The organism is Ensifer sp. KUDG1, assembly GCF_050434285.1.
Classification (GTDB): domain Bacteria; phylum Pseudomonadota; class Alphaproteobacteria; order Rhizobiales; family Rhizobiaceae; genus Ensifer.
On the sequence record NZ_JBNDIG010000002.1, the window covers coordinates 408002 to 426853 of the forward strand.

An 18852-nucleotide genomic window follows, 5' to 3' on the forward strand; every position below is an offset into this window, starting at 1 on the left:
CTTTGCTGTTGAATGGCAGGTGTTGATGTGCGGTGCTGCGATCGGTGAAGCATCGCTGTCGGGCAGAGAGATAGGTCGGGCTGCAGATCGGCATTAGGCAGGCGGATTTCGCAGGAATTGAGAAACGAATTCACAGATGGCTGGCTGGAAACCGCATCGGCGGCTATCCATCGCCGGTCGCCGACTTTCGCCGCGATCGCCGATTTTTGTTGTTTCCGGCTGTCGGCAAACGCCGCCTTGGTTCGTCCTCATGAAGTGTAACAGGGAGCGACGCCGCATGAAGCTTTATTTCAGCCGAAACCCTAATCCGCGTCTGGCCGTTGCAACGGCGCGGTTTCTGAAGGCCGAGGTCGCCTTCGAATTTGCCGAGCCGTTGGCGCCGGGGCAGGCGGACCGCTATCGGCCGCTCAATCCCAACCTGCTTCTGCCGATCCTCGAACGTCCCGGTCGGGCGCTCTGGGAGGCGGATGCGATCGCCTGCTTTCTTTCCCGAGAGTTGGGTTCCAATTTCTGGCGAAGGGATGACGACGAGCCGGAGATGATCCGCTGGATCAGCTGGGGCAAGGAGAACTTCGTGAAGGCTTGCGACATGGTGCATTGGGAGCGCGGCACCAAGCTGCGCTACGGCATCGGCCCTTGCGAAGAGGCGATGGTGGAGGAGGGGTTGAGGGCCTTTCACAGGGCGGCGCGATTGTTGGAGGAGGAGCTTTCCGGCCGCGCCTGGCTGCTGGGCGATAGCATTTCCTACGCCGATTTCCGCATGGCGACGTTCCTGCCATACAACGACGCGGCGCGGCTGCCGATCGCGGACTATCCGGCGCTTGCGCGCTGGGCCGGGCAACTGGACGAGATCGAGGCCTGGCGCGATCCTTTCCGCGGGCTCGCCGCGCCCGAGATGCCACCGCTTCCGGCTTGACGGGCGGATCGTCGGCCGGCCTGCGCGGGTCGCCTTCGGCGGCAGTCGTGGGTGGCTTCGAAGGGGTCGCTTCCCGGCCTGGCGGCAGGTGTCCGGACGCTGGATTTCGTCTGCGATCCCAGTATGATGGGTCTACAACCTTCCTTCCGGTCGGCCGCCATCCCGCGCGGTCGACCCTGCCGAAAACTCCAGATCATGTCGTTGTCCGTCGTTTCCGCCGCGGCGCAGTCGCCGCCCTATGCTGCCGAAGATCTGGTCCGGATGGATCGTTTTCGCGAGGGGCTCGATTCCGCTGCGCGCGAACTGCTGGAAACGCATCTCGCCTTGCCGCGGGAAGTGCACTACGTGGCGGATCTGCGGCGCTGGATGCTCAGCCAGATGACGATGGCCATGCATTTCGAGCATCTGCAGGATAGGGCATGCCTGCCGATTTCACCGGGCAATCTCGCCCGCACCATGAGCGCGATCGCAAGCCGCAACACGGTGCATGCCTTTCTGCTGGAAATGCGGAGATACCGTTTTGTCGAACCGCTGGAGCGTGGAGACGGCCGGCAGCGCGCGGTTCGCGCAACGCAGATGAGCGAGGCGCTCATCCGGCGCTACTTCGATATTCATCTGCGCGCGCTCGATCTCATCGATGGCGGCAGCCGATATGCGCTGTCGCGCCAGCAGCCCGGCCTCTTGCATGGTGCGCAGCCTCGTTTCGCGCGCCTGCTGCTGGCGCGTCGCGACTGGCACAAGCCGCCACCAAGCATCGCCAAGTTCGTCCGTTCGGATTCCGGAAGCAGCGTACTGCACGACCTGATCAAGAATGCGCCGGCGCTGCCTGACGAAAGTGCTGCGCCGATCTGGATCGGAAAAGTGTCTCCCAATGCCTTGTCGAGCCGGTACCGCATTTCCAGAACCCATACGGCGCGGCTCTTTGGCCTGGCGCGCGAGGCGGGGCTGATCGGCTGGGCGAAGACGAGCAATCGCGGCGCGTGCTGGATTTCGACGGCGCTGGTGCACGACTACCGTTATTGGCAGGCCATCAAGCTCTCCGCCGTTTCGATCGCCTTTGCCGAAACCTGTCGAGCAAGCGGTGTGTTGGAGGCCGCCTGAGGCGCATGCGGCGGGGGTCCGCTGAGGCTCCCCGCCGGGCGTTCATTACTCGTGGATCGTGTAGGAACCCATTTCGCAGAGGTCCTGCGTATCGGTCGTCGTGTCGAGATCGTCGCCCTGGAACTCGAAGCGCATGTCGTACCGGCAGACGCTGCGACCGTCGGCAATGGTGATTTCCATCTCTTCGCCGGGGCCAAGAGCCTGCCGGCCGAAGATGTCGTCTTCCCAGTTGTCGACGCCGGTCGGAGAGGCGTAGAAATTGTTCAGGACAGAATTGGTCCCGTTCTTCAGCGTGAAGACGAGATCCTCGGCTTTTGCTGTTGTCGATAGGCACATGACAACTGCCGACGCCAGAAGGGCGAAGTTAAACTTTTTCATGTTTTCAACCTGTTGGAATATGTTATTGCGAGAACTCGCGAGAAATTCTTTAGCTGAACTCGGTGCCAAGCTGAAGATTGCTGCCGTACCATCTTTGGGTCTATCTGGACCCGCTTGACCGGGCTTTCGGGTACCGCGGCCCGGTCGGAAGTCGACCTCGGACGCCGCTGCCAACCGGCCCGAATGGGCGTCGAAACGGCCGTTACCTATTCCCGCCCAAAACCCGAAAGGTGTTTCGCCTTTTTTAGGAAGACGAGATTTGTCCTCCTTCGGTTACCTTTTTGCTTGTCCCGCTGGAGACGGGGCAATCGCACAAGGTATGGAGGAGATACCCTTGGCAAGCATTGCAGAGGAAAATGCACTACCGGAAAATCCCGAAGACGAACGGCTGAGTGTCGGCGCCAATCTGGCCTACGGGCTGCAGCACGTCTTGACCATGTATGGCGGCATCGTCGCCGTTCCGCTGATCCTCGGCCAGGCGGCCGGATTGAACTCGGCCGATGTCGGCCTGCTCGTCACCGCCTCGCTTTTCGCCGGTGGCCTCGCCACCATCCTGCAGACGATCGGCGTGCCGTTCTTCGGCAGCCGCCTGCCGCTGGTGCAGGGTGTCTCGTTCTCGGGCGTTGCCACGATGATCGCGATTTCCGGCAATGGCGGCATTCCGGCGATCCTTGGTGCCGTCATCGCGGCCTCGCTGATCGGCCTTCTGATCACGCCGGTGTTTTCGCGCATCACCCGCTTCTTCCCGCCGCTCGTCACCGGCATCGTCATCACCACCATCGGCCTGACGCTGATGCCGGTTGCGGCATTCTGGGCGATGGGCGGCAACAAGGCGGCGCCGGACTTCGGCAGCACCGCCAATATCCAGCTGGCGGCGGTCACGCTGATCATCGTGCTGCTCTTGAGCAAACTCGGCAACGCTTCGATCTCCAGGCTTTCGATCCTGCTGTCGATCGTGATCGGCACCGGCATCGCCTATGTGGCCGGCATGACCGATTTCTCGCACGTGGCCGAGGGGCCGGTCTTCGCGCTGCCGAAGATCTTCCATTTCGGCTACCCGACCTTCGAACTCGCCGCCATCATCTCGATGCTGATCGTCATCATGGTGACCTTGGTGGAAACGTCCGCCGACATTCTCGCCGTCGGTGAGATCGTCGAGACCAAGGTGGACTCGCGCCGGCTCGGCGACGGCCTTCGTGCCGACATGCTGTCGAGCATCCTGGCACCGATCGTCGGTTCCTTCACCCAGAGCGCCTTTGCCCAGAATGTCGGCCTCGTGGCGGTCACGGGCGTGAAGAGCCGCTATGTGGTGGCAACGGGCGGCCTTTTCCTGGTGACGCTCGGCCTGCTTCCGATCATGGGTCGCGTCGTCGCCTCGGTGCCGACCTCGGTTCTCGGCGGCGCCGGCATCGTGCTCTTCGGCACGGTTGCGGCAAGCGGCATCCGCACGCTGTCCAAGGTCGAGTACAACAACAACATGAACCTGGTGATCGTTGCGACCTCGATCGGCTTCGGCATGATCCCGATTGCGGCACCCGGCTTCTACGAGCATTTCCCGGCCTGGGTCGCGACGATCTTCCATTCGGGCATCTCGTCGGCGGCCGTCATGGCGATCCTGCTCAACCTGCTCTTCAACCACCTCACCGCAGGCAATTCCGACCAGCAGTCGGTATTTGTGGCTGCAACCGAACGCACGATCCGCTACCAGGACATCGCAAGGCTGCACGACGGCGACTATTTCCTCAACGGCAAGCTCTACGATGCCAAGGGCACCGAGGTGCCGCTGATCGCGGCGGAGGCGCACTGAGCCGGCAGGCCCCCTGAAATGACGCAATCCCAGACGGATTTCCCTGGGGTTGCTTTGAACGACGCAATTCCGGACGGAAAACCGCTTCGCACTTTTTCTGGAATTGTTTTGAAATACGCAATTCCGGACGGAAAACCGCTTCGCACTTTTCCTGGGATTGTTTTGAAATACGCAATTCCGGACGGAAAACCGCTTCGCACTTTTCCTGGAATTGCTTGTGAAACCCGCCATTCCGGGCAGGAAGCCGCTTCCTGTTTTTCCTGGCGTTGATTGAAAGACCCAACAAAAGGATATTGGGAATGACACGTGAGACCGACAATTACGCGCTGCTCGACGCGCTGCTTCACACGATGGAGAAGGGCATCATACCGGCGACGGAGGCCGGCGTTGCTGCCGGCAACAAGATCTTCGGCGCCGCCCTGATGCGCAAATCCGATCTTTCGACCGTGCTCGTCGAAACCAACAACGAGACGGAAAACCCGCTCTGGCACGGCGAAGTGCACACGCTGAAGCGGTTCTACGAGATCGAGGGAGAGAAGCGGCCGGACAGCCGCGACCTCATTTTCCTCTCGACGCATGAGCCGTGCTCGATGTGCCTTTCGGCGATCACCTGGGCGGGCTTCGACAATTTCTTCTACTTCTTCAGCCACGAGGATTCCCGCGATAGTTTCTCCATTCCGCATGACCTTAAGATCCTGAAGGAGGTCTTCACGCTGGAGCCCGGCGGCTACAACCGGACGAACGCCTTCTGGAAAGGCCAGTCGATCCACGCGCTGATCGACGCTCTGCCCGAGCCGCAACGCCAGGAACTCAAAGCCCGCGCAGACGCGATCCGCGCGAAATATGACGATCTCTCCTCCGTCTATCAGGACAGCAAGGACGGCAACGCCATTCCGCTGAACTGACGCGTTGCCCTGACGCCCGTCGAGACCGGCCATCTCATTCTCCCGTCCGAGAGTGAGATGGCCTATTTGTTTGAAAGATGCGCATTCCTGACCGTGCAAGCTGGTGATAGGCTCGCTTCCATACAGTTGCGTTTCGGGGGAATTGCGTGAACTGGTCCAGGCCTCTCAGGGTGCATCTCAGCGTGCTCGTCGTCGCGCTGCTGATCTTCACGGCGACGCCGATCATCTGGATGGCGTTCACTCAGGGACGGCAGGCGGCGATCCTTGCCGGCGAGAAGCATATGCGCGAGATGAGCCTGAGGCTGATCGAGGGCTACAGGAATGCGCTGGAGGGCGGTCACGAGGCGGTCGCGCTTGCGTCTGCCGTGCCGCAGCTGGCCGTCGCACCGCCAGGCGACCTGCAGCCAAAGGAGCAATTCTTCCTGGAGGTGCTCAGAAGCGTTTCCAACGCCACGAGCGTCTATGCCGGTTATCCCGACGGTTCCTACCTGCAGGTGATCAACACGGAGCGGGATTATGTTCGCCAGAGTCTGGCGGCGCCGGAAGGCACGGCCTTTGCCGTCCGGTTGCTCGCGCCTGACAAGGACGCAGGCACCGTCTCGACCCTTCGGTTCCTCGACGGGCAAGCCAGGCAGATCGGAGAGCGTCCGTTCGAGCGGACGAAATTCGACCCGCGGCAGAGCCCCTGGTATCAGGCGGCGCTGCGGACCGGCGGTCCGGTTTCCGTCGGGCCCTATGTCACGGGAACGCTGAAGGTTCCAACGCTGGGGCTCGCCGCTCCGCTGAAGGGGCACGAGGGGATCGTAGTCGGCACCAACATCCACCTTCAGACAATCAGCCGTCTGCTCGATGCGCGGGAGATCTCGCCGCGGGCCCGGTCCTATGTCGTCGGCAGCGACGGCAACCTCGTCGCCCATTCCGATCCCGCCGCCATGAGCACGATCCTCGGGGCATGGTCGGGTGGCGGCGGCGCCGGCTTGCGCAGCCTGGATCCGAGCCTCGACGTCGTCGCCGGCCTGCGCAAGGATCCCGCCTATCAGGGCGGCGGTCTGGCCGAAGCCGAATTTGGCGGCGAGCGCTATCTGGTCCAGATCGCGCCCGTCAGCGTTTCCGGCCTCTTCAAGGGCAGCTCGGTTGCGATCGTCGTGCCGCTGCAGGATCTGGTGGCGCAGGCAAGCCGGTTGCTGGTGCGCAACCTCATGATTGCCGCAGGCTTGCTGGTGGCGGGTGTCGTCGGCTCGCTCATGCTGTCCCGCGTGATCAGCCGCAAGCTCTATCACCTCGCCGACGAGGCGCGGCGGATCGGCGATCTGAACTTTGCCGGCACTGACGCCCCGCATTCCTGGATCACGGAGATCAACACGCTCGGCGGTGCGCTTTCCGCCAGCCGTCGCGCCATCGTCCAGTTTGCGCTTTACGTTCCGCGCGAGGTGGTGCGGCGGATCATCGATCCGGAGGGCGGGGCGGCTGTCAGAGGCAAGCGCCAGGAAGTGACGGCACTTTTTACCGACGTGCGCGACTTCACGACCATTTCCGAACAGCATTCGCCGGAGGAGGTCGTCGACATCCTCTCGGCCTATTTCGAGATGCTGAACACGGTGGCCGAGCAATACAACGGAACGGTGATCCAGTATCTCGGCGACAGCATCTTCGTCATCTGGAATGCGCCGGTTGCCGATCCGCAGCACGTCGAGAATGGCTGTCATTGCGCGCTCGCGATGAAGGCGGCGGTCGATCGTCTGAACGAGACCAACCGCAGAAGCGGCCGTCCGGAGCTGTTCACGCGCTTTGGCGTGCATACGGGCCCGGCGGTCGTCGGCAGCTTCGGCGCGATCGCGCGGCAGCAATATACGGCCATGGGCGACACGATCAACGTCGCTTCCAGGCTCGAAGGGCTGAACAAGGAGTACAACACCTCGATCCTGGTGAGCGGGGCGGTGCATGACGCCGTTGCCGACGGTTTCGTCTTCCGCTCCATGGGGATGGTGCACGTGAAGGGGCGCTCGGGAGGCATCGACCTTTGGGAACTGGCGGGGGAGAGGGCCGGAGCGCCCGTCGCCACGGACCAATAGGCCTCCGACGGGTCATCGGCTCAGGGAGAATAGGGCCCTCTGGGCCGCGTTGATAGAACCATCATCCCAATCGACTTCGCGCTTCGATTGCGGGATGTGCCTCCGCCTGTGTTCATTGTCGTAGAACAGCGTCCCATGGATACCGAGCGCATCGCGCTTCAGGACGGGACGGTTCCAAAGCGGCGCGAGCACACGATCCGCCGTTTCATCGCCAAGCCGTCCGATCAGATCTTCGACCAGTTCGATGTCCCGGCCATCTGGGAAGATAGCGGCGTACTCCTCCTCGGTTGCCTGGAACACGCTGAAAGTGGCGTTTGCCGCGCCGTCGACAACCTGAATATTCTTCATGACTCGCATTTTGGCATTCAACAGCACTGTCGGCAACGAGCCAGGGCGAGTTGCTGAAGCACCCGATTGCCCGCAAACAATGCATCTGAAGGTGAGGGCCTTCTATCGATCCGCCAGCAACCCGGACGCCAGGGCCTGAAAAGCGTCGATCGCCTTTGGCAGCACGTCCTTCGGATTGTCGCTGGCGGCAACCCAGAGGGCGGCGTTGAGCGCAGCCCCGCTGAGCAGCCGCGCGGCCGCTTCCGCATCGACCGGCTTCAGCACGCCCTTGTCCAGCAGGTGCTGCACCGACCGCTTCGTCGCCAGCAGGCAGCTGTTCTGGCTTGGCCATTTCGAGGGATCGCCGAGCACGGCCGGACCATCGAGCAGCACGATGCGCTGCACCTCGGGATCGAGCGCCATCTCGATATAGGCGGCCCCTTCGGCAAGCATCGCCTGCCAGTGGTCGCCCGCTGCGGCCCCGGCGCCGATCTCCTTGGCGCGGGCGGCCATCTCGCCGTCGATCTGGGTGACGACCGCGGCCAGCAGCCCGCGCTTGTCGCCGAAATTGTGATAGAGCGCGCCGCGCGTCAGCCCGACATCGGCGGTCAGTTCATCCATCGAGGCGGCGGCATAGCCCTTTTCCGCAAAGGCCTTGCGCCCCGCCGAAATCAGCTTCGCGCGGTTTTCCTCCATCGTTTCCTGGCGGCTTCTGGCCATTATCGCCCTCAATTTCAGATACGGTGCGTATATGGATTTGACATACGCGTCGTATTTCGCTATTTCAGATACGTACCGTATATCAAATTGGTTAGCACTTGTGAAGGTGAGGCCGGCATCCGGCTCGTCCTCCTTCGTGCCGATCCCTTAAACCAGAAAGGCAAGTCCCATGACCCTACGCGACGCAATCTTTCCCGCCGGCCGGCATGCGCTCTACGAACAGCACCGTTACTCCGCGGCTATCCGTTCCGGCGATCTGCTGTTCGTTTCCGGCCAGGTCGGCAGCCGCGAGGACGGCACGCCGGAGCCGGACTTCGCCCGCCAGGTCGAGCGCGCCTTCGACAATCTCGAAGCGACGCTGAAGGCGGCCGGCGCCACCTTCGACGACATCGTCGACGTGACGAGCTTCCACACCGATCCGGAGAACCAGTTCGAAACGATCCTGGCGGTCAAGGACCGCGTCTTTTCCGAAAAGCCCTATCCGAACTGGACCGCCATCGGCGTCAACTGGCTCGCCGGCTTCGATTTCGAGATCAAGGTGATCGCGCGGATACCCGAAGCGGGTGGTGCCGAGCGGGGGCGGGCGGCTTAGCGCCTGGTAGGCATTTGGAGCGTTGGAGGGACGTCGCGTTCGATGCGGCGCCCTCCGGCACCGCACGCCTTGTCAAACAGACCGATCGCTCCTTGGGTGCCGATCCGCGGGCCTCTATCGAGGGCCAGCGCTCCGACAATTGAAACGCGCGGCGACAGGTCGCGACAGCTTGCGCCTAATGCAGATGCGCCAGTTTGTCCGGATTGCGCACCACATAGATCGCCGCGACCTTGCCGTCCTTGATCTCCAGCGCGGTCGTCTGCAGCTCGCCGTCGGCTTCCCGGGTGACGAAGCCGGGCAGGCCGTTGATGAAGCCGGCGCGTATCAGCGTCGAGCCGTGCTTGGCAAAGAGGGCGGCCAGTTGCTCGTGCACCTTCATCACCGCATCGAAGCCGAGGATCGGCTGCATGGCGGCCGGGCGTTTGCCGCCGCCGTCGGCATGCACGCTGACATCGGCTGCGAGCATCGCGCCGAGCGTCTTCATGTCGCCATGGCGGGAGGCTGCAAAGAAGGCGTTGGCAAGTTCGAGGCCGCGCTGCTGCTCTATCTCAAAGCGGGGGCGTTCCGCGCGCACATGGGTGCGGGCACGGGCCGCCAACTGGCGGCAGGCGGCGGCATCGCGCTCGATCGTTGCGGCCACCTCGTCGAAACTCTGGCCGAAGACGTCGTGCAGCAGGAAGGCGGCGCGCTCCAGCGGCGAGAGCCGTTCGAGTGCCAGCATCAGGGGCAGGGTGACGTCGTCCTCCGGCTCCTCCTCGACGACCGGATCGGGAAGCCAGGGGCCGACATAGGTCTCGCGCTTCAGCCGCGCGGATTTCAGCTGGTCGAGGCAGAGCCGCGTGACGGTGCGGCGCAGGAACGCTTCCGGCTCGCGCACGGACGTGCGGTCGGCCCCCATCCAGCGGATGAAGGCCTCCTGCACCATGTCCTCCGCATCGGCGACCGAGCCGAGCATGCGGTAGGCGACGCGGACGAGCTTAGGACGCAGCGGGTCGAAAACCGCCGCTGCGTCCTCATGGGCGCTGTCCGCCATCAGGCGGCAGCCTGCGCGGCGGCCTTGGCGGCGGCCGGATCGACCCAGAGGCCGAAGCCGACGGCGAGACGGTTCCAGCCGTTGATGACGTTGATCATCAGCGTGAGCTTCACCTGTTCCTCCTCGGTGAAATGGTCCTTCAGCGCCTGATAGGCCGCTTCGTGGCCGTGGCCTTCCGAAAGCCGCGTCAGCGATTCTGTCCAGCCTAGCGCGGCGCGCTCGCGATCGGAATAGCAGGGTGCTTCGCGCCAGGCGGAAAGCAGGTAGATGCGCTGTTCCGTCTCGCCCTTTTCGCGGGCTTCCTGGGTGTGCATGTTGATGCAGTTGGCGCAGCCGTTGATCTGCGAGGCGCGGATTTTCACGAGTTCGATAATGGTGGTGTCGAGGCTCGCGGCAACGGCCATCGAGACGCTGGTCCAGCTCTTCATCAGGGCGGGGGCGGCGGCGAAAAGGTCGAGCTTGGCAGTCATGGTTCCGTTTCCTTTCGTTGGTTCCGATACCATGACGAGCGAGCAACGGCTGGTGTGACATGGCCGCGAATTTTTCTGAAAAAAACTTCGGTGCGCATCGTTTCAGTGAGGCCGGCCTATGCCGCACCGCACTAACCCCTATGGATGACTATGACGCCCTCGGTCGATATGTGAGTGTAGGCTGGGGGGACCACTCTATTTCAGGTGGCGGTGCCGAGTGCTTCGGGAGGTACTCAATGGCAGACGAATTCAATGCCGCACTCGATATTCCGTACGTCTTCGAGATCACCATCAACGACTTTGCGGCGCTGTGGCGGAAGCTGGAGCGGCGAAGCTTTGCGCTGAAGGCGCTTTTGCCCAACTGGTACGGCCAGCTGCAGGGGGAATTCGGAGCGACCTTCGGCGCGCTCGATGCCTATGTCGGCCACGGCACGGCGGTCATTCCCAGAAACGGCATGGAGAAGGCCGCCGTGGAGGCTGTGATCGCGACGATGCTGATGGGCCGGCTCGGCATGGCCATTCGCGAACTGGCCGTCGAGGCGGGGCAGGCTTCCGGCAAAAAGGGCGAGTACATCAAGGGGCGGCTTCACTATGGCGAGGACAACCGGATCACCGGGGTCGACGACGAGTACCTGCGCCGGGTGCTTGATCCGGCCGAGGACTATGAGGCCGACGGCTGCGTCTTCGAGGTGCTGGGCTACTCGCCGAGCAGTCCTTTTTCCATGACGTCGCGAATTGCCTCGATGATGCTGTTTTTCAACCGCGGCATGGCGCCGTTGAGCGGGAGGCCGGTCGATTACAACGTCATCCTGAAGGCGATGCACGCCTTCATCGCTGCGGAAAACCTCGGCTATGTCGTGACCTTCGAGTACCGCAACACCAATGACGATCTGTCGATCTTCACCACCAACGAGTTCAACAAGCTGACCCTCCAGTCGGAGGAGGGCGACCTTCGCCTTATCCAGAAATACCTGAAGGCCATCGGCTTTTATTTCGGCGATGTCGACAATGCGTTCGGACCGGAGTTCGAGGTCGCCGCCCGAAACTTCGCGCGGGTCTACAGGCTGGACGACTATGCGCACTACAGCGACCGCGAGTTTCTCTATACGCTGGCCAATGCCTATGTGCGCCACCGCAGCCAGATGTCGACCGGGCCACGTTAGGTCCGTCGCGTGAATCCGCCGCGCATATTTGCGCGAGACGCATCGGGGATCGCCGACTACGCTTCCCCCGGTTCTGTCATACCCCTGTAAAAGGGTGGCCCTATCCCTCGGCGCCAGTTTCAACACGAGGGTATATCCATGAAATCGTTTGTCTCCGTCCTTGCCGGCGCTGTTGTCGCAGGCCTGCTTTCGACCGCGGCCTATGCCGAAAGCCTGGTGCTCTATACCAGCCAGCCGAACGAGGATGCGCAGGCGACGGTCGACGCGTTCCAGGCGGCCAATCCGGGCATCGAAGTGGAATGGGTGCGCGAGGGCACGACCAAGATCATGGCCAAGCTGATGGCCGAGATCGAGGCCGGCAATCCGGTCGCCGACGTGCTCTTGATCGCCGACACCGTGACCATGCAGCGGCTGAAGGAAGCCGGCCATCTCGCCGACTACAAGTCGCCGGAAGCGGCGAACTACGACGCTTCGCTCTATGATGCCGACGGCGCCTATTACTCGACCAAGATGATCACGACCGGCATCGTCTACAACACCTCGGCCGCGATCAAGCCCCAGGGCTGGCAGGATCTCAGCAAGCCGGAGGCCAAGGGCCTCGTCACCATGCCGAGCCCGCTGACCTCGGGTGCCGCTCTCATCCACGCGCAGACCCTGACCGGCATCGATGGCCTCGGCTGGGACTACTACAAGGCGCTCGCCGCAAACGGCGCCACGGCTGCCGGCGGCAATGGCGGCGTCTTGAAGGCGGTTGCGACCGGTGAGAAGGCCTATGGCATGCTCGTCGATTTCATGGCGATCCGCGAGAAGGCCAAGGGCGCCCCGGTGGAATTCGTCTTCCCGGCCGAGGGCGTGTCTGCCGTGACCGAGCCGGTCGGCATCCTGAAGACCGCCAAGAACGTCGAGGCTTCCAAGAAGTTCGTCGATTTCCTCCTGTCCGAGGAAGGCCAGAAGACGGCGGTGAAGATGGGCTATATCCCGGCTCGCAACGGCGTGGCATTGCCTGCGGGCTACCCGGCGCGCGAGACGATCAAGGTGCTGCCGGTCAATGCGGCTGAAGCCGTGAAGAATTCCGACGCGGATCTGAAAACCTTCTCCGGCATCTTCGGCACGAACTGATCGGTTCAATGCTGAAACGTAACGATGCTGGCAGCCGGCCCCGCTGGCTGCGCTTTCCCATTCAAGGCCGGACGATGGGTGCACCCAAGCTACGGGCAGGCGCCAGCCCCGCTGCCGAGCCGCGCTGGCTGGCGCCCTTCGTTCTCGCCTGCCTGTTTCTTCTCTGCCTGCTGCCGCTCTTCAGCCTGGCGAAGGCCGGTTTTTCCGGGCTCGTCTCCGGGCGGTCCATCGGGGTGCTCACGGAGCCCGCGACCTTTGCGGCGATCCGCAACACGCTGATTACGGCGACCGGCGGCATGGTCGTCTCCGTCGTCACCGGCGCGCTCTTTGCGTTCTCGGTGGCGCTGACGGATGTGCGCGGCAAGCTTACGCTCAGCTTCGCCTTCATGCTGCCGATGATGATCCCGCCGCAGGTGACGGCCCTTGCCTGGGTGGAAATGACCGGGCCGGCGAGCCCGCTGTTAAAGACGCTCGGCATCGCGCCGCCGCTCGGCAGCCCGCAACCGCTCTATTCGCTGGCTGGCATCTCGCTGCTTCTCGGCGTCCAGCACGCGCCGCTCGTCTTCCTGGCGCTGAAAGCGGGCCTATCGGCCTCGCCGCGCGACGGAGTGGAGGCGGCACGGCTTGCCGGCGCCACGCCATTCCGTGTCTTTCGCGACATCGTCGCGCCGCTGTCGCTGCCGGGGTTGATTGCCGGAGCCGCGATCGCCTTCGTTTCCGGCGTCGGCAATTTCGGCATTCCGGCAATCCTCGGCATTCCCGCAGGGATCGAGGTGCTGCCGACGCTGATCTATACGCGGCTTGCAAGCTTCGGCGCCGGCACCTTCGGCGAGATCGCGTTGCTCTCCAGCCTCATCGCCGTCATCGCCGCGGCCGGCTTGATGCTGCAGCAGAAGGCGCTTGTCGGCCGGGACTACCGCATCATCGGCCTCTCGGGCGCGAATGCCGCCTTTTCGCTCGGCCGCTTCCGCCTGGTCGTCGAACTTGTCCTCGTGGCGATCCTGCTTCTCGTGCTGGTGGCGCCGCTCGCCGCGCTTGTGGCGAGCTCGCTGGTGCCGGCCTATGGCGTGCCGCTCAACCTTCAGACCGTGTCGCTACGCGCTTACGAAGAAATCCTCTTTCGCCAGTCGATGACGCTGAAGGCGCTCGGCAATTCCACGTTCCTTGCCATCAGTGCAGCACTCGGCCTGCTTGCGGTCTCGGTGCCTGCGGCCTATCTCATGACCCGGCGCAAGGGATGGCTGGCGAACACGCTCGGCATCCTGATCGAGATCCCCTATGCGCTGCCGGGCATCGTGCTTGCGGTCGCCTTCATCCTCACCTTTGCCGCACCTTTGCCGATCCTCAAGGTCTCGCTCTACGGCACCATCTGGATCATCCTGATTGCCTATTTCTCCTCGTTCCTGGCGGTCAGCCTCAAGCCTGTGATGAGCGCCTTCCTGCAGATGGACCCGTCGCTGGAAGAGGCGGCGCGTCTCGCGGGTGCCGGTTTCTTCAGGCGGATGCGCGATGTGATCCTGCCCTTGGTGGCGCCGGCGGCGGGGGCTGCGATCATCCTTGTCTTCCTGATTGCCGCCAACGAGCTGACGGTCTCGGCGCTGCTCTGGTCGGCCGGCACCCAGACGCTCGGCGTCGCCATCTTCAATCTCGACGACAGCGGCTCGTCGGACCTGGCCGCAGCCCTTTCGGTGCTGGTGGTCGTCATGGTCGTCGTGCTGATGGCCGCGCTCGAGGCGCTCGCAAACTATCTCCCGGAAGGCGTGCTGCCATGGCGCAATTGATCCTCAACCACCTCACCAAGGATTTCGGCGGCGGCCGGCCGGCGGTGTCTGATGTGTCGCTGACGGTGCGGGAGGGCGGCTTCCTGGCGCTGCTCGGGCCGTCCGGCTGCGGCAAGACGACGGTGCTCAGGATGATCGCCGGTTTCGAGCAGCCGACCGACGGCTCGATCGATTTCGGCGAAAGGCGGCTTTCGGATGCCGCGCGGGCGCTGCCGCCGGAGCGGCGCAACATGGCGATGGTGTTCCAGTCCTATGCGCTCTGGCCGCACATGACGGTGGCGGAAAACGTCGGCTATCCCCTGAAGGTGCGGGGCATCTCGGGTCCGGCGTGGCAAAGGAGCGTCGCCGACGCGCTGGCGCTGGTGAAGCTGACAGACTATGCCCATCGCCGGCCGGCGGCGCTTTCCGGCGGCCAGCGCCAGCGCGTGGCGCTCGCCCGCTGCCTGGTGACGTCGCCCGATGTGGTGCTGCTCGACGAACCGCTTGCCAATCTCGACCAGCATTTGCGCAAGTCGATGGAGGAGACCTTCCGTATCTTCCACGAGCGCTCGGGCGCAACGATGATCTATGTGACGCACGATCAGGCGGAAGCGATGGCGCTTGCGACCGATGTCGCCGTGATGTCCGAGGGGCGGCTGATGCAGATGGCGCCGCCGGCCGAGATCTACGCAAGACCCGAAGGCGCCGTCGTCGGCGGCCTGATCGGTCGCGGCTCGCTACTCAGGCTCGCCGTGCCCGAGGGCGCGCCGCGGTCGCTGGAATGGCCGCTGCTGCGGTCAGCGCTTGCCAGCGTCGGCATGGAAGGCGCGGGCGACGGCGCCGTTCGTGACGTCCTCGTGCGCCCGGAACATGTACGCCACGACGGCGAGGGCATGGCGCTCCGCGTCGTCTCCTGCGTCTTTGAGGGCGAGCGTTTTGCCCTGACCTTGGCTTTGCCGGATGGCCAGTCGTTGAAAGCCTTTGGTGACAGGGCGATCGTGCCGGGAGACACGGCGCGCTTCGTGATGAGCCAGGGATGGCGGCTTTGAGAGGAGGCGGTAGCGCCTCCTTGGAAACGCCACTTCCAAATGCTATATCGTAGCTATGGCCAAGAATGTCAGGAAGACAACGGGAAGAGTTGCTGATGCCGCGAACAAGCGTGAGCTTTACCGCGACAAGGACGGCATTTTTCACGAGATCTTGAAGTACAATAGTGAAGTGATTTCTCGATCCGTAGTCGGATCTTCGCGATCTGCCTCGAACCTGCGAGCGCAAACGGTTGTCGTAAAACAGGATCAACCGCCTTTGGCAGCCAGCGCCGATGAAACCTACGACGTCTCGATGAAGGCGGCGGAGGATATCTTCGCCCGCTTTGATTGGACGCTCTCCGAACTTGCCAAATGAAGCCAATATCCTTCGATGCTTTGGTACAGGCCCACGACCTGACCATCAAGCGGCACGGAGGTTTGCCCGGTATCCGGGATGAAGGCGCAATTCGTGGCGCGATTGCGCGTCCTGTCAACATTGCGCTCTACGAGGATGGCGTCACGATCGGCAGGCTAGCGGCCGCGGTGTGCGTCGGGATAGCCAAGGCACACGGCTTTACCGATGGCAACAAGCGCGCCGCGCTCTTTGCGCTTGCGATGCAGTTGGGGATCCTGGGCTACAGGCTCGATGCCAGCCAGAGGGATGTGCGTGACGTCATCTGGTCCGTTGCCGATGGCAAAATGGGAGAGGCGGAGCTTGCGGGATGGGTGGACGATCACCTCCTGCCATCGGGCGCCTGATACCGTCTTCAGATACCGACTTTCGCCCGTAATTCTGCAGCCGTGTGAGCTCACTCGCAATCGGGCTTGTCGAGTTCGACCTCGAACTGGCGCGGGCCGACGACGCCCGGCTTTGCCGGTAGGCCGACGATCCTTGCGATGACCGTGCATTTGCCGGCGACGACGGCATAACGGTCGCGGCCCTGGCTGATGACCTTGTCGATCGGGTGCTTGGGTACGGCGACGGCGACCGCGTTGATGACCGCGTTCAGCTCGCGGGCCCGCTGAAAATTCGGTGCAAGGGCGGCCGTGGCCTGACCAGCGGCAAGGAGGAGGGCGAGGCAGGCGACGGCGGATCGGACAAACATGGCAAGCTCCTGTTTTCAAGTGAAGGAAGCATGACGCCCTGACCGCTTCAAGTGGCTGGGCTCGGTCGCCTGTGACGACTGACGGGATTCCGCCATTTGCCGCGCCTGTCCACAAAATTCATCGCACCTTGAAATAAACCGTTGAGTTAAATGAAACCGGTTGTTATAAGCAATCAGTATCCCGCTTAAACGCGGATCAGGAGGAACGGGGCGGTCGCCTCATCGACAGGAGGATAGGATGAAGCTTTATCAGGGCATGGGACCGAATTCGTATCGCGTGCGCATCTTCATGGCGGAGAAGGGGATTTCGCTGCCGATGGTGGATGTCGATTTCGCCAAGGGTGAGCACAAGGCGCCGGAGTTCCTGGCGGTCAATTCGCTCGGCCAGATCCCGGTGCTGGAGCTCGACGATGGCACGATTATTACCGAGAGCGTCGCGATCTGCCGTTATCTCGAAGAGACCAAGCGCGAGCCGCAGCTCTTCGGCCATGATGCCGTCAGCCGCGCCAAGATCGAGATGTGGAACCGTCGCGCCGAACTGGTCATCCTCGGCACCGTCGGCAATGTGGCGCTGCATTCGGATGCCTTCTTTGCCGAACGGCTGACGCAGTTTCCGGCCTTTGCCGAGACCGAGCGTGCGGCGGTGCCGAAGAAATGGGGCTGGCTCGACGACGAGCTTTCCGATGGCCGGCCGTATCTTGCCGGCGACGAATTCTCGATCGCCGACATCACCGCCGGCGTCACCGCCTGGCTCTGCGACGTCTTCGACCTGGAGATCCCGACATCGGCCAAGAACGTCCAGCGCTGGCTGGAGCGGGTGCGCTCGCGGCCGAGTTTCGAGGCTTAGGGCTGCGACTGGGGGAGGGTATTTCGGCGCCGCCCGCAGACGCTGAGACCGGCCCCTCATCCCCCTGCCGGGACCTTCTCCCCGTTGTCACGGGGAGAAGGAGACCTGTGGCGGCCGCTCGCTCCACCTCGGCCAATATTGACCGCCGCACTTGTTGCCGGCCGCTTCTGCTTTGGAAGCGGCCGTCGTCCTCGTCCCCTCTCCCCGCCTGCGGGGAGAGGGTTAGGGTGAGGGGCAGGCGCGGGCTAGGAGATTGATTATTAGGTGGATTTGGCCATTCCTTCGACGAAGCGTGATGGCCGATTTCCCGCCTCTGCGCCCCCGCTAAAATTCATATGTGGATAGGCGCGTCGCCCTTTTTGCTTGCCTTCTCCATGGCTTTTTTCAATTCCTAAAATACAAGCTGCCCGATTCGCCGCTGCCGGGCGCCCGCAAGGCGCTGGCTCTAGGAGACAAAGCCATGACCGATTTCAAGAAGCCCACGATCACCGAAATGCGCCCGAAGATCACCGTGATCGGGGTCGGCGGCGGTGGCGGCAACGCCATCAACAACATGATCAACGAAGGGCTTCAGGGCGTCGATTTCGTGGTCGCCAACACCGACGCGCAGGCGCTCGCCATGTCGAAGTCGTCGCGCATCATCCAGCTGGGTGCAGCCGTGACCGAAGGCCTCGGCGCCGGCTCGCTGCCGGATGTCGGCCGGGCGGCGGCGGAAGAATCGATCGACGAGATCATGGATCACCTCGGCGGCACGCACATGTGCTTCGTCACCGCCGGCATGGGCGGCGGCACCGGCACGGGCGCAGCCCCGGTGATTGCGGCAGCCGCGCGCAAGGCGGGCATCCTGACCGTCGGCGTCGTTACCAAGCCCTTCAGCTTCGAGGGCAAGCGCCGCATGGAGACGGCCGAGCAGGGCATCGAGCGGCTGCGCGAGGCGGCTGACACCGTCATCGTCATCCCCAACCAGAACCTCTTTCGCATCGCCGACGCCAAGACCACCTTTGCCGATGCCTTCGTGATCGCCGACCGGGTGCTCTATTCGGGCGTCGGCTGCATCACCGACCTGATCGTCAAGGAAGGCCTGATCAACCTCGACTTCGCCGACGTGAAGTCCGTCATGAAGGGCATGGGCCGGGCGATGATGGGCACCGGCGAGGCGACCGGCGAGGGCCGGGCGCTGAAGGCCGCCGAAGCGGCGATCGCCAACCCGCTGCTCGACGAAGTGTCGATGCGCGGCGCACGCGGCGTGCTGATCTCGATCTCCGGCGGCATGGACATGACGCTGTTCGAGGTGGACGAAGCCGCGACCCGCATTCGCGAAGAGGTCTATGACGAGGCCGACATCGTCGTCGGCTCGATCTTTGACCGCTCGCTCGACGGCACCTTCCGCGTTTCCGTCGTCGCGACCGGCCTCGATGGCGCACGCTCAGCCGCCAACCCGGCAGGGGCCGCCGTCGGCCAGCCGACGTCAGAACCTGTTCCGACCCGCACGCTGCAATAGCATACGC

General features: G+C 63.4%; 21 protein-coding genes. 15 read left to right on the plus strand and 6 right to left on the minus strand.

Going from position 1 to position 18852, the window contains the following annotated elements; all coding sequences use genetic code 11:
- The first annotated feature begins 277 nt into the window (after positions 1-277).
- Both M2267_RS07460 and M2267_RS07465 read left to right on the plus strand, forming a co-directional pair.
- Entirely contained in the window at positions 278-916 is a 639-nt protein-coding gene (locus tag M2267_RS07460) for a glutathione S-transferase family protein (RefSeq protein WP_429113650.1), read from the plus strand.
- A 195-nt stretch (positions 917-1111) separates the two neighbouring features.
- Entirely contained in the window at positions 1112-2017 is a 906-nt protein-coding gene (locus tag M2267_RS07465; RefSeq protein ID WP_429113652.1) for a hypothetical protein, read from the plus strand.
- Positions 2018-2062: 45 nt separating this feature from the next.
- Here the strand turns inward: M2267_RS07465 and M2267_RS07470 are convergent, their stop codons facing one another.
- On the minus strand, positions 2063-2353 hold the full coding sequence (locus tag M2267_RS07470) for a hypothetical protein (protein WP_371258892.1): 291 nt from the start codon (positions 2351-2353) through the stop codon (positions 2063-2065).
- A gap of 376 nt (positions 2354-2729) precedes the next feature.
- Here M2267_RS07470 and M2267_RS07475 point away from each other — a divergent pair, with 376 nt between their 5' ends.
- The 4 genes from M2267_RS07475 (at position 2730) to M2267_RS07490 (ending at position 7179) form a co-directional block, all read left to right on the plus strand.
- Positions 2730-4202 carry a nucleobase:cation symporter-2 family protein gene (locus tag M2267_RS07475; RefSeq protein ID WP_429113653.1) on the plus strand — a complete coding sequence of 491 codons (1473 nt, stop codon included), beginning with the start codon at positions 2730-2732 and terminating at the stop codon, positions 4200-4202.
- An 18-nt stretch (positions 4203-4220) separates the two neighbouring features.
- On the plus strand, positions 4221-4472 hold the full coding sequence (locus tag M2267_RS07480) for a hypothetical protein (RefSeq protein ID WP_429113656.1): 252 nt from the start codon (positions 4221-4223) through the stop codon (positions 4470-4472).
- 29 nt (positions 4473-4501) lie between these two features.
- The gene (locus tag M2267_RS07485) at positions 4502-5107 is read left to right on the plus strand and encodes a deaminase (protein WP_429113657.1); all 606 of its coding nucleotides are present in this window, start codon (positions 4502-4504) and stop codon (positions 5105-5107) included.
- A 146-nt stretch (positions 5108-5253) separates the two neighbouring features.
- Positions 5254-7179: an adenylate/guanylate cyclase domain-containing protein gene (locus M2267_RS07490; protein WP_429113658.1), complete on the plus strand. Its 1926-nt coding sequence runs from the start codon at positions 5254-5256 to the stop codon at positions 7177-7179.
- Between the two features lie 12 nt (positions 7180-7191).
- Here M2267_RS07490 and M2267_RS07495 read toward each other — a convergent pair whose 3' ends face one another.
- Positions 7192-7527: a hypothetical protein gene (locus M2267_RS07495; protein ID WP_429113660.1), complete on the minus strand. Its 336-nt coding sequence runs from the start codon at positions 7525-7527 to the stop codon at positions 7192-7194.
- A gap of 102 nt (positions 7528-7629) precedes the next feature.
- On the minus strand, positions 7630-8226 hold the full coding sequence (locus tag M2267_RS07500; RefSeq protein ID WP_429113663.1) for a TetR/AcrR family transcriptional regulator: 597 nt from the start codon (positions 8224-8226) through the stop codon (positions 7630-7632).
- 169 nt (positions 8227-8395) lie between these two features.
- On the opposite strand from M2267_RS07500, the gene M2267_RS07505 reads away from it, so the two are divergent.
- The gene (locus M2267_RS07505) at positions 8396-8818 is read left to right on the plus strand and encodes a RidA family protein (protein WP_205238481.1); all 423 of its coding nucleotides are present in this window, start codon (positions 8396-8398) and stop codon (positions 8816-8818) included.
- 175 nt (positions 8819-8993) lie between these two features.
- Here the strand turns inward: M2267_RS07505 and M2267_RS07510 are convergent, their stop codons facing one another.
- Both M2267_RS07510 and M2267_RS07515 read right to left on the minus strand, forming a co-directional pair.
- Positions 8994-9851 carry a sigma-70 family RNA polymerase sigma factor gene (locus tag M2267_RS07510; protein WP_429113665.1) on the minus strand — a complete coding sequence of 286 codons (858 nt, stop codon included), beginning with the start codon at positions 9849-9851 and terminating at the stop codon, positions 8994-8996.
- On the minus strand, positions 9851-10321 hold the full coding sequence (locus M2267_RS07515) for a carboxymuconolactone decarboxylase family protein (protein ID WP_429113667.1): 471 nt from the start codon (positions 10319-10321) through the stop codon (positions 9851-9853). The genes M2267_RS07510 and M2267_RS07515 overlap by 1 nt, the downstream gene beginning before the upstream one ends.
- A 236-nt stretch (positions 10322-10557) precedes the next feature.
- On the opposite strand from M2267_RS07515, the gene M2267_RS07520 reads away from it, so the two are divergent.
- From M2267_RS07520 to M2267_RS07545, 6 genes are all read left to right on the plus strand, one after another.
- Entirely contained in the window at positions 10558-11484 is a 927-nt protein-coding gene (locus M2267_RS07520) for a peptidoglycan-binding domain-containing protein (RefSeq protein WP_429113668.1), read from the plus strand.
- A gap of 138 nt (positions 11485-11622) precedes the next feature.
- Complete coding sequence (locus M2267_RS07525) at positions 11623-12603, plus strand: ABC transporter substrate-binding protein (protein ID WP_429113670.1); 981 nt, start codon at positions 11623-11625, stop codon at positions 12601-12603.
- A 74-nt stretch (positions 12604-12677) separates the two neighbouring features.
- Entirely contained in the window at positions 12678-14384 is a 1707-nt protein-coding gene (locus M2267_RS07530) for an ABC transporter permease (RefSeq protein ID WP_429113673.1), read from the plus strand.
- A complete protein-coding gene (locus M2267_RS07535; protein ID WP_429113674.1) occupies positions 14372-15412 on the plus strand; it encodes an ABC transporter ATP-binding protein in 1041 nt (346 codons plus the stop codon). The genes M2267_RS07530 and M2267_RS07535 overlap by 13 nt, the downstream gene beginning before the upstream one ends.
- Positions 15413-15467: 55 nt before the next feature.
- A complete protein-coding gene (locus tag M2267_RS07540; RefSeq protein ID WP_429113676.1) occupies positions 15468-15767 on the plus strand; it encodes a hypothetical protein in 300 nt (99 codons plus the stop codon).
- A complete protein-coding gene (locus M2267_RS07545; RefSeq protein WP_429113678.1) occupies positions 15764-16150 on the plus strand; it encodes a type II toxin-antitoxin system death-on-curing family toxin in 387 nt (128 codons plus the stop codon). Before M2267_RS07540 ends, M2267_RS07545 begins: the two co-directional genes overlap by 4 nt.
- Before the next feature lie 50 nt (positions 16151-16200).
- Here M2267_RS07545 and M2267_RS07550 read toward each other — a convergent pair whose 3' ends face one another.
- Positions 16201-16497 (minus strand): hypothetical protein, encoded by a 297-nt coding sequence (locus M2267_RS07550; protein ID WP_402318464.1) that lies wholly within the window; start codon positions 16495-16497, stop codon positions 16201-16203.
- A gap of 238 nt (positions 16498-16735) precedes the next feature.
- Between M2267_RS07550 and M2267_RS07555 the strand changes: the two genes are divergently transcribed.
- Together M2267_RS07555 and ftsZ are read left to right on the plus strand one after the other, a co-directional pair.
- A complete protein-coding gene (locus tag M2267_RS07555; protein ID WP_429113681.1) occupies positions 16736-17344 on the plus strand; it encodes a glutathione S-transferase family protein in 609 nt (202 codons plus the stop codon).
- Between the two features lie 460 nt (positions 17345-17804).
- On the plus strand, positions 17805-18845 hold the full coding sequence (gene ftsZ, locus M2267_RS07560; RefSeq protein ID WP_429113683.1) for a cell division protein FtsZ: 1041 nt from the start codon (positions 17805-17807) through the stop codon (positions 18843-18845).
- Positions 18846-18852: the final 7 nt, after the last annotated feature.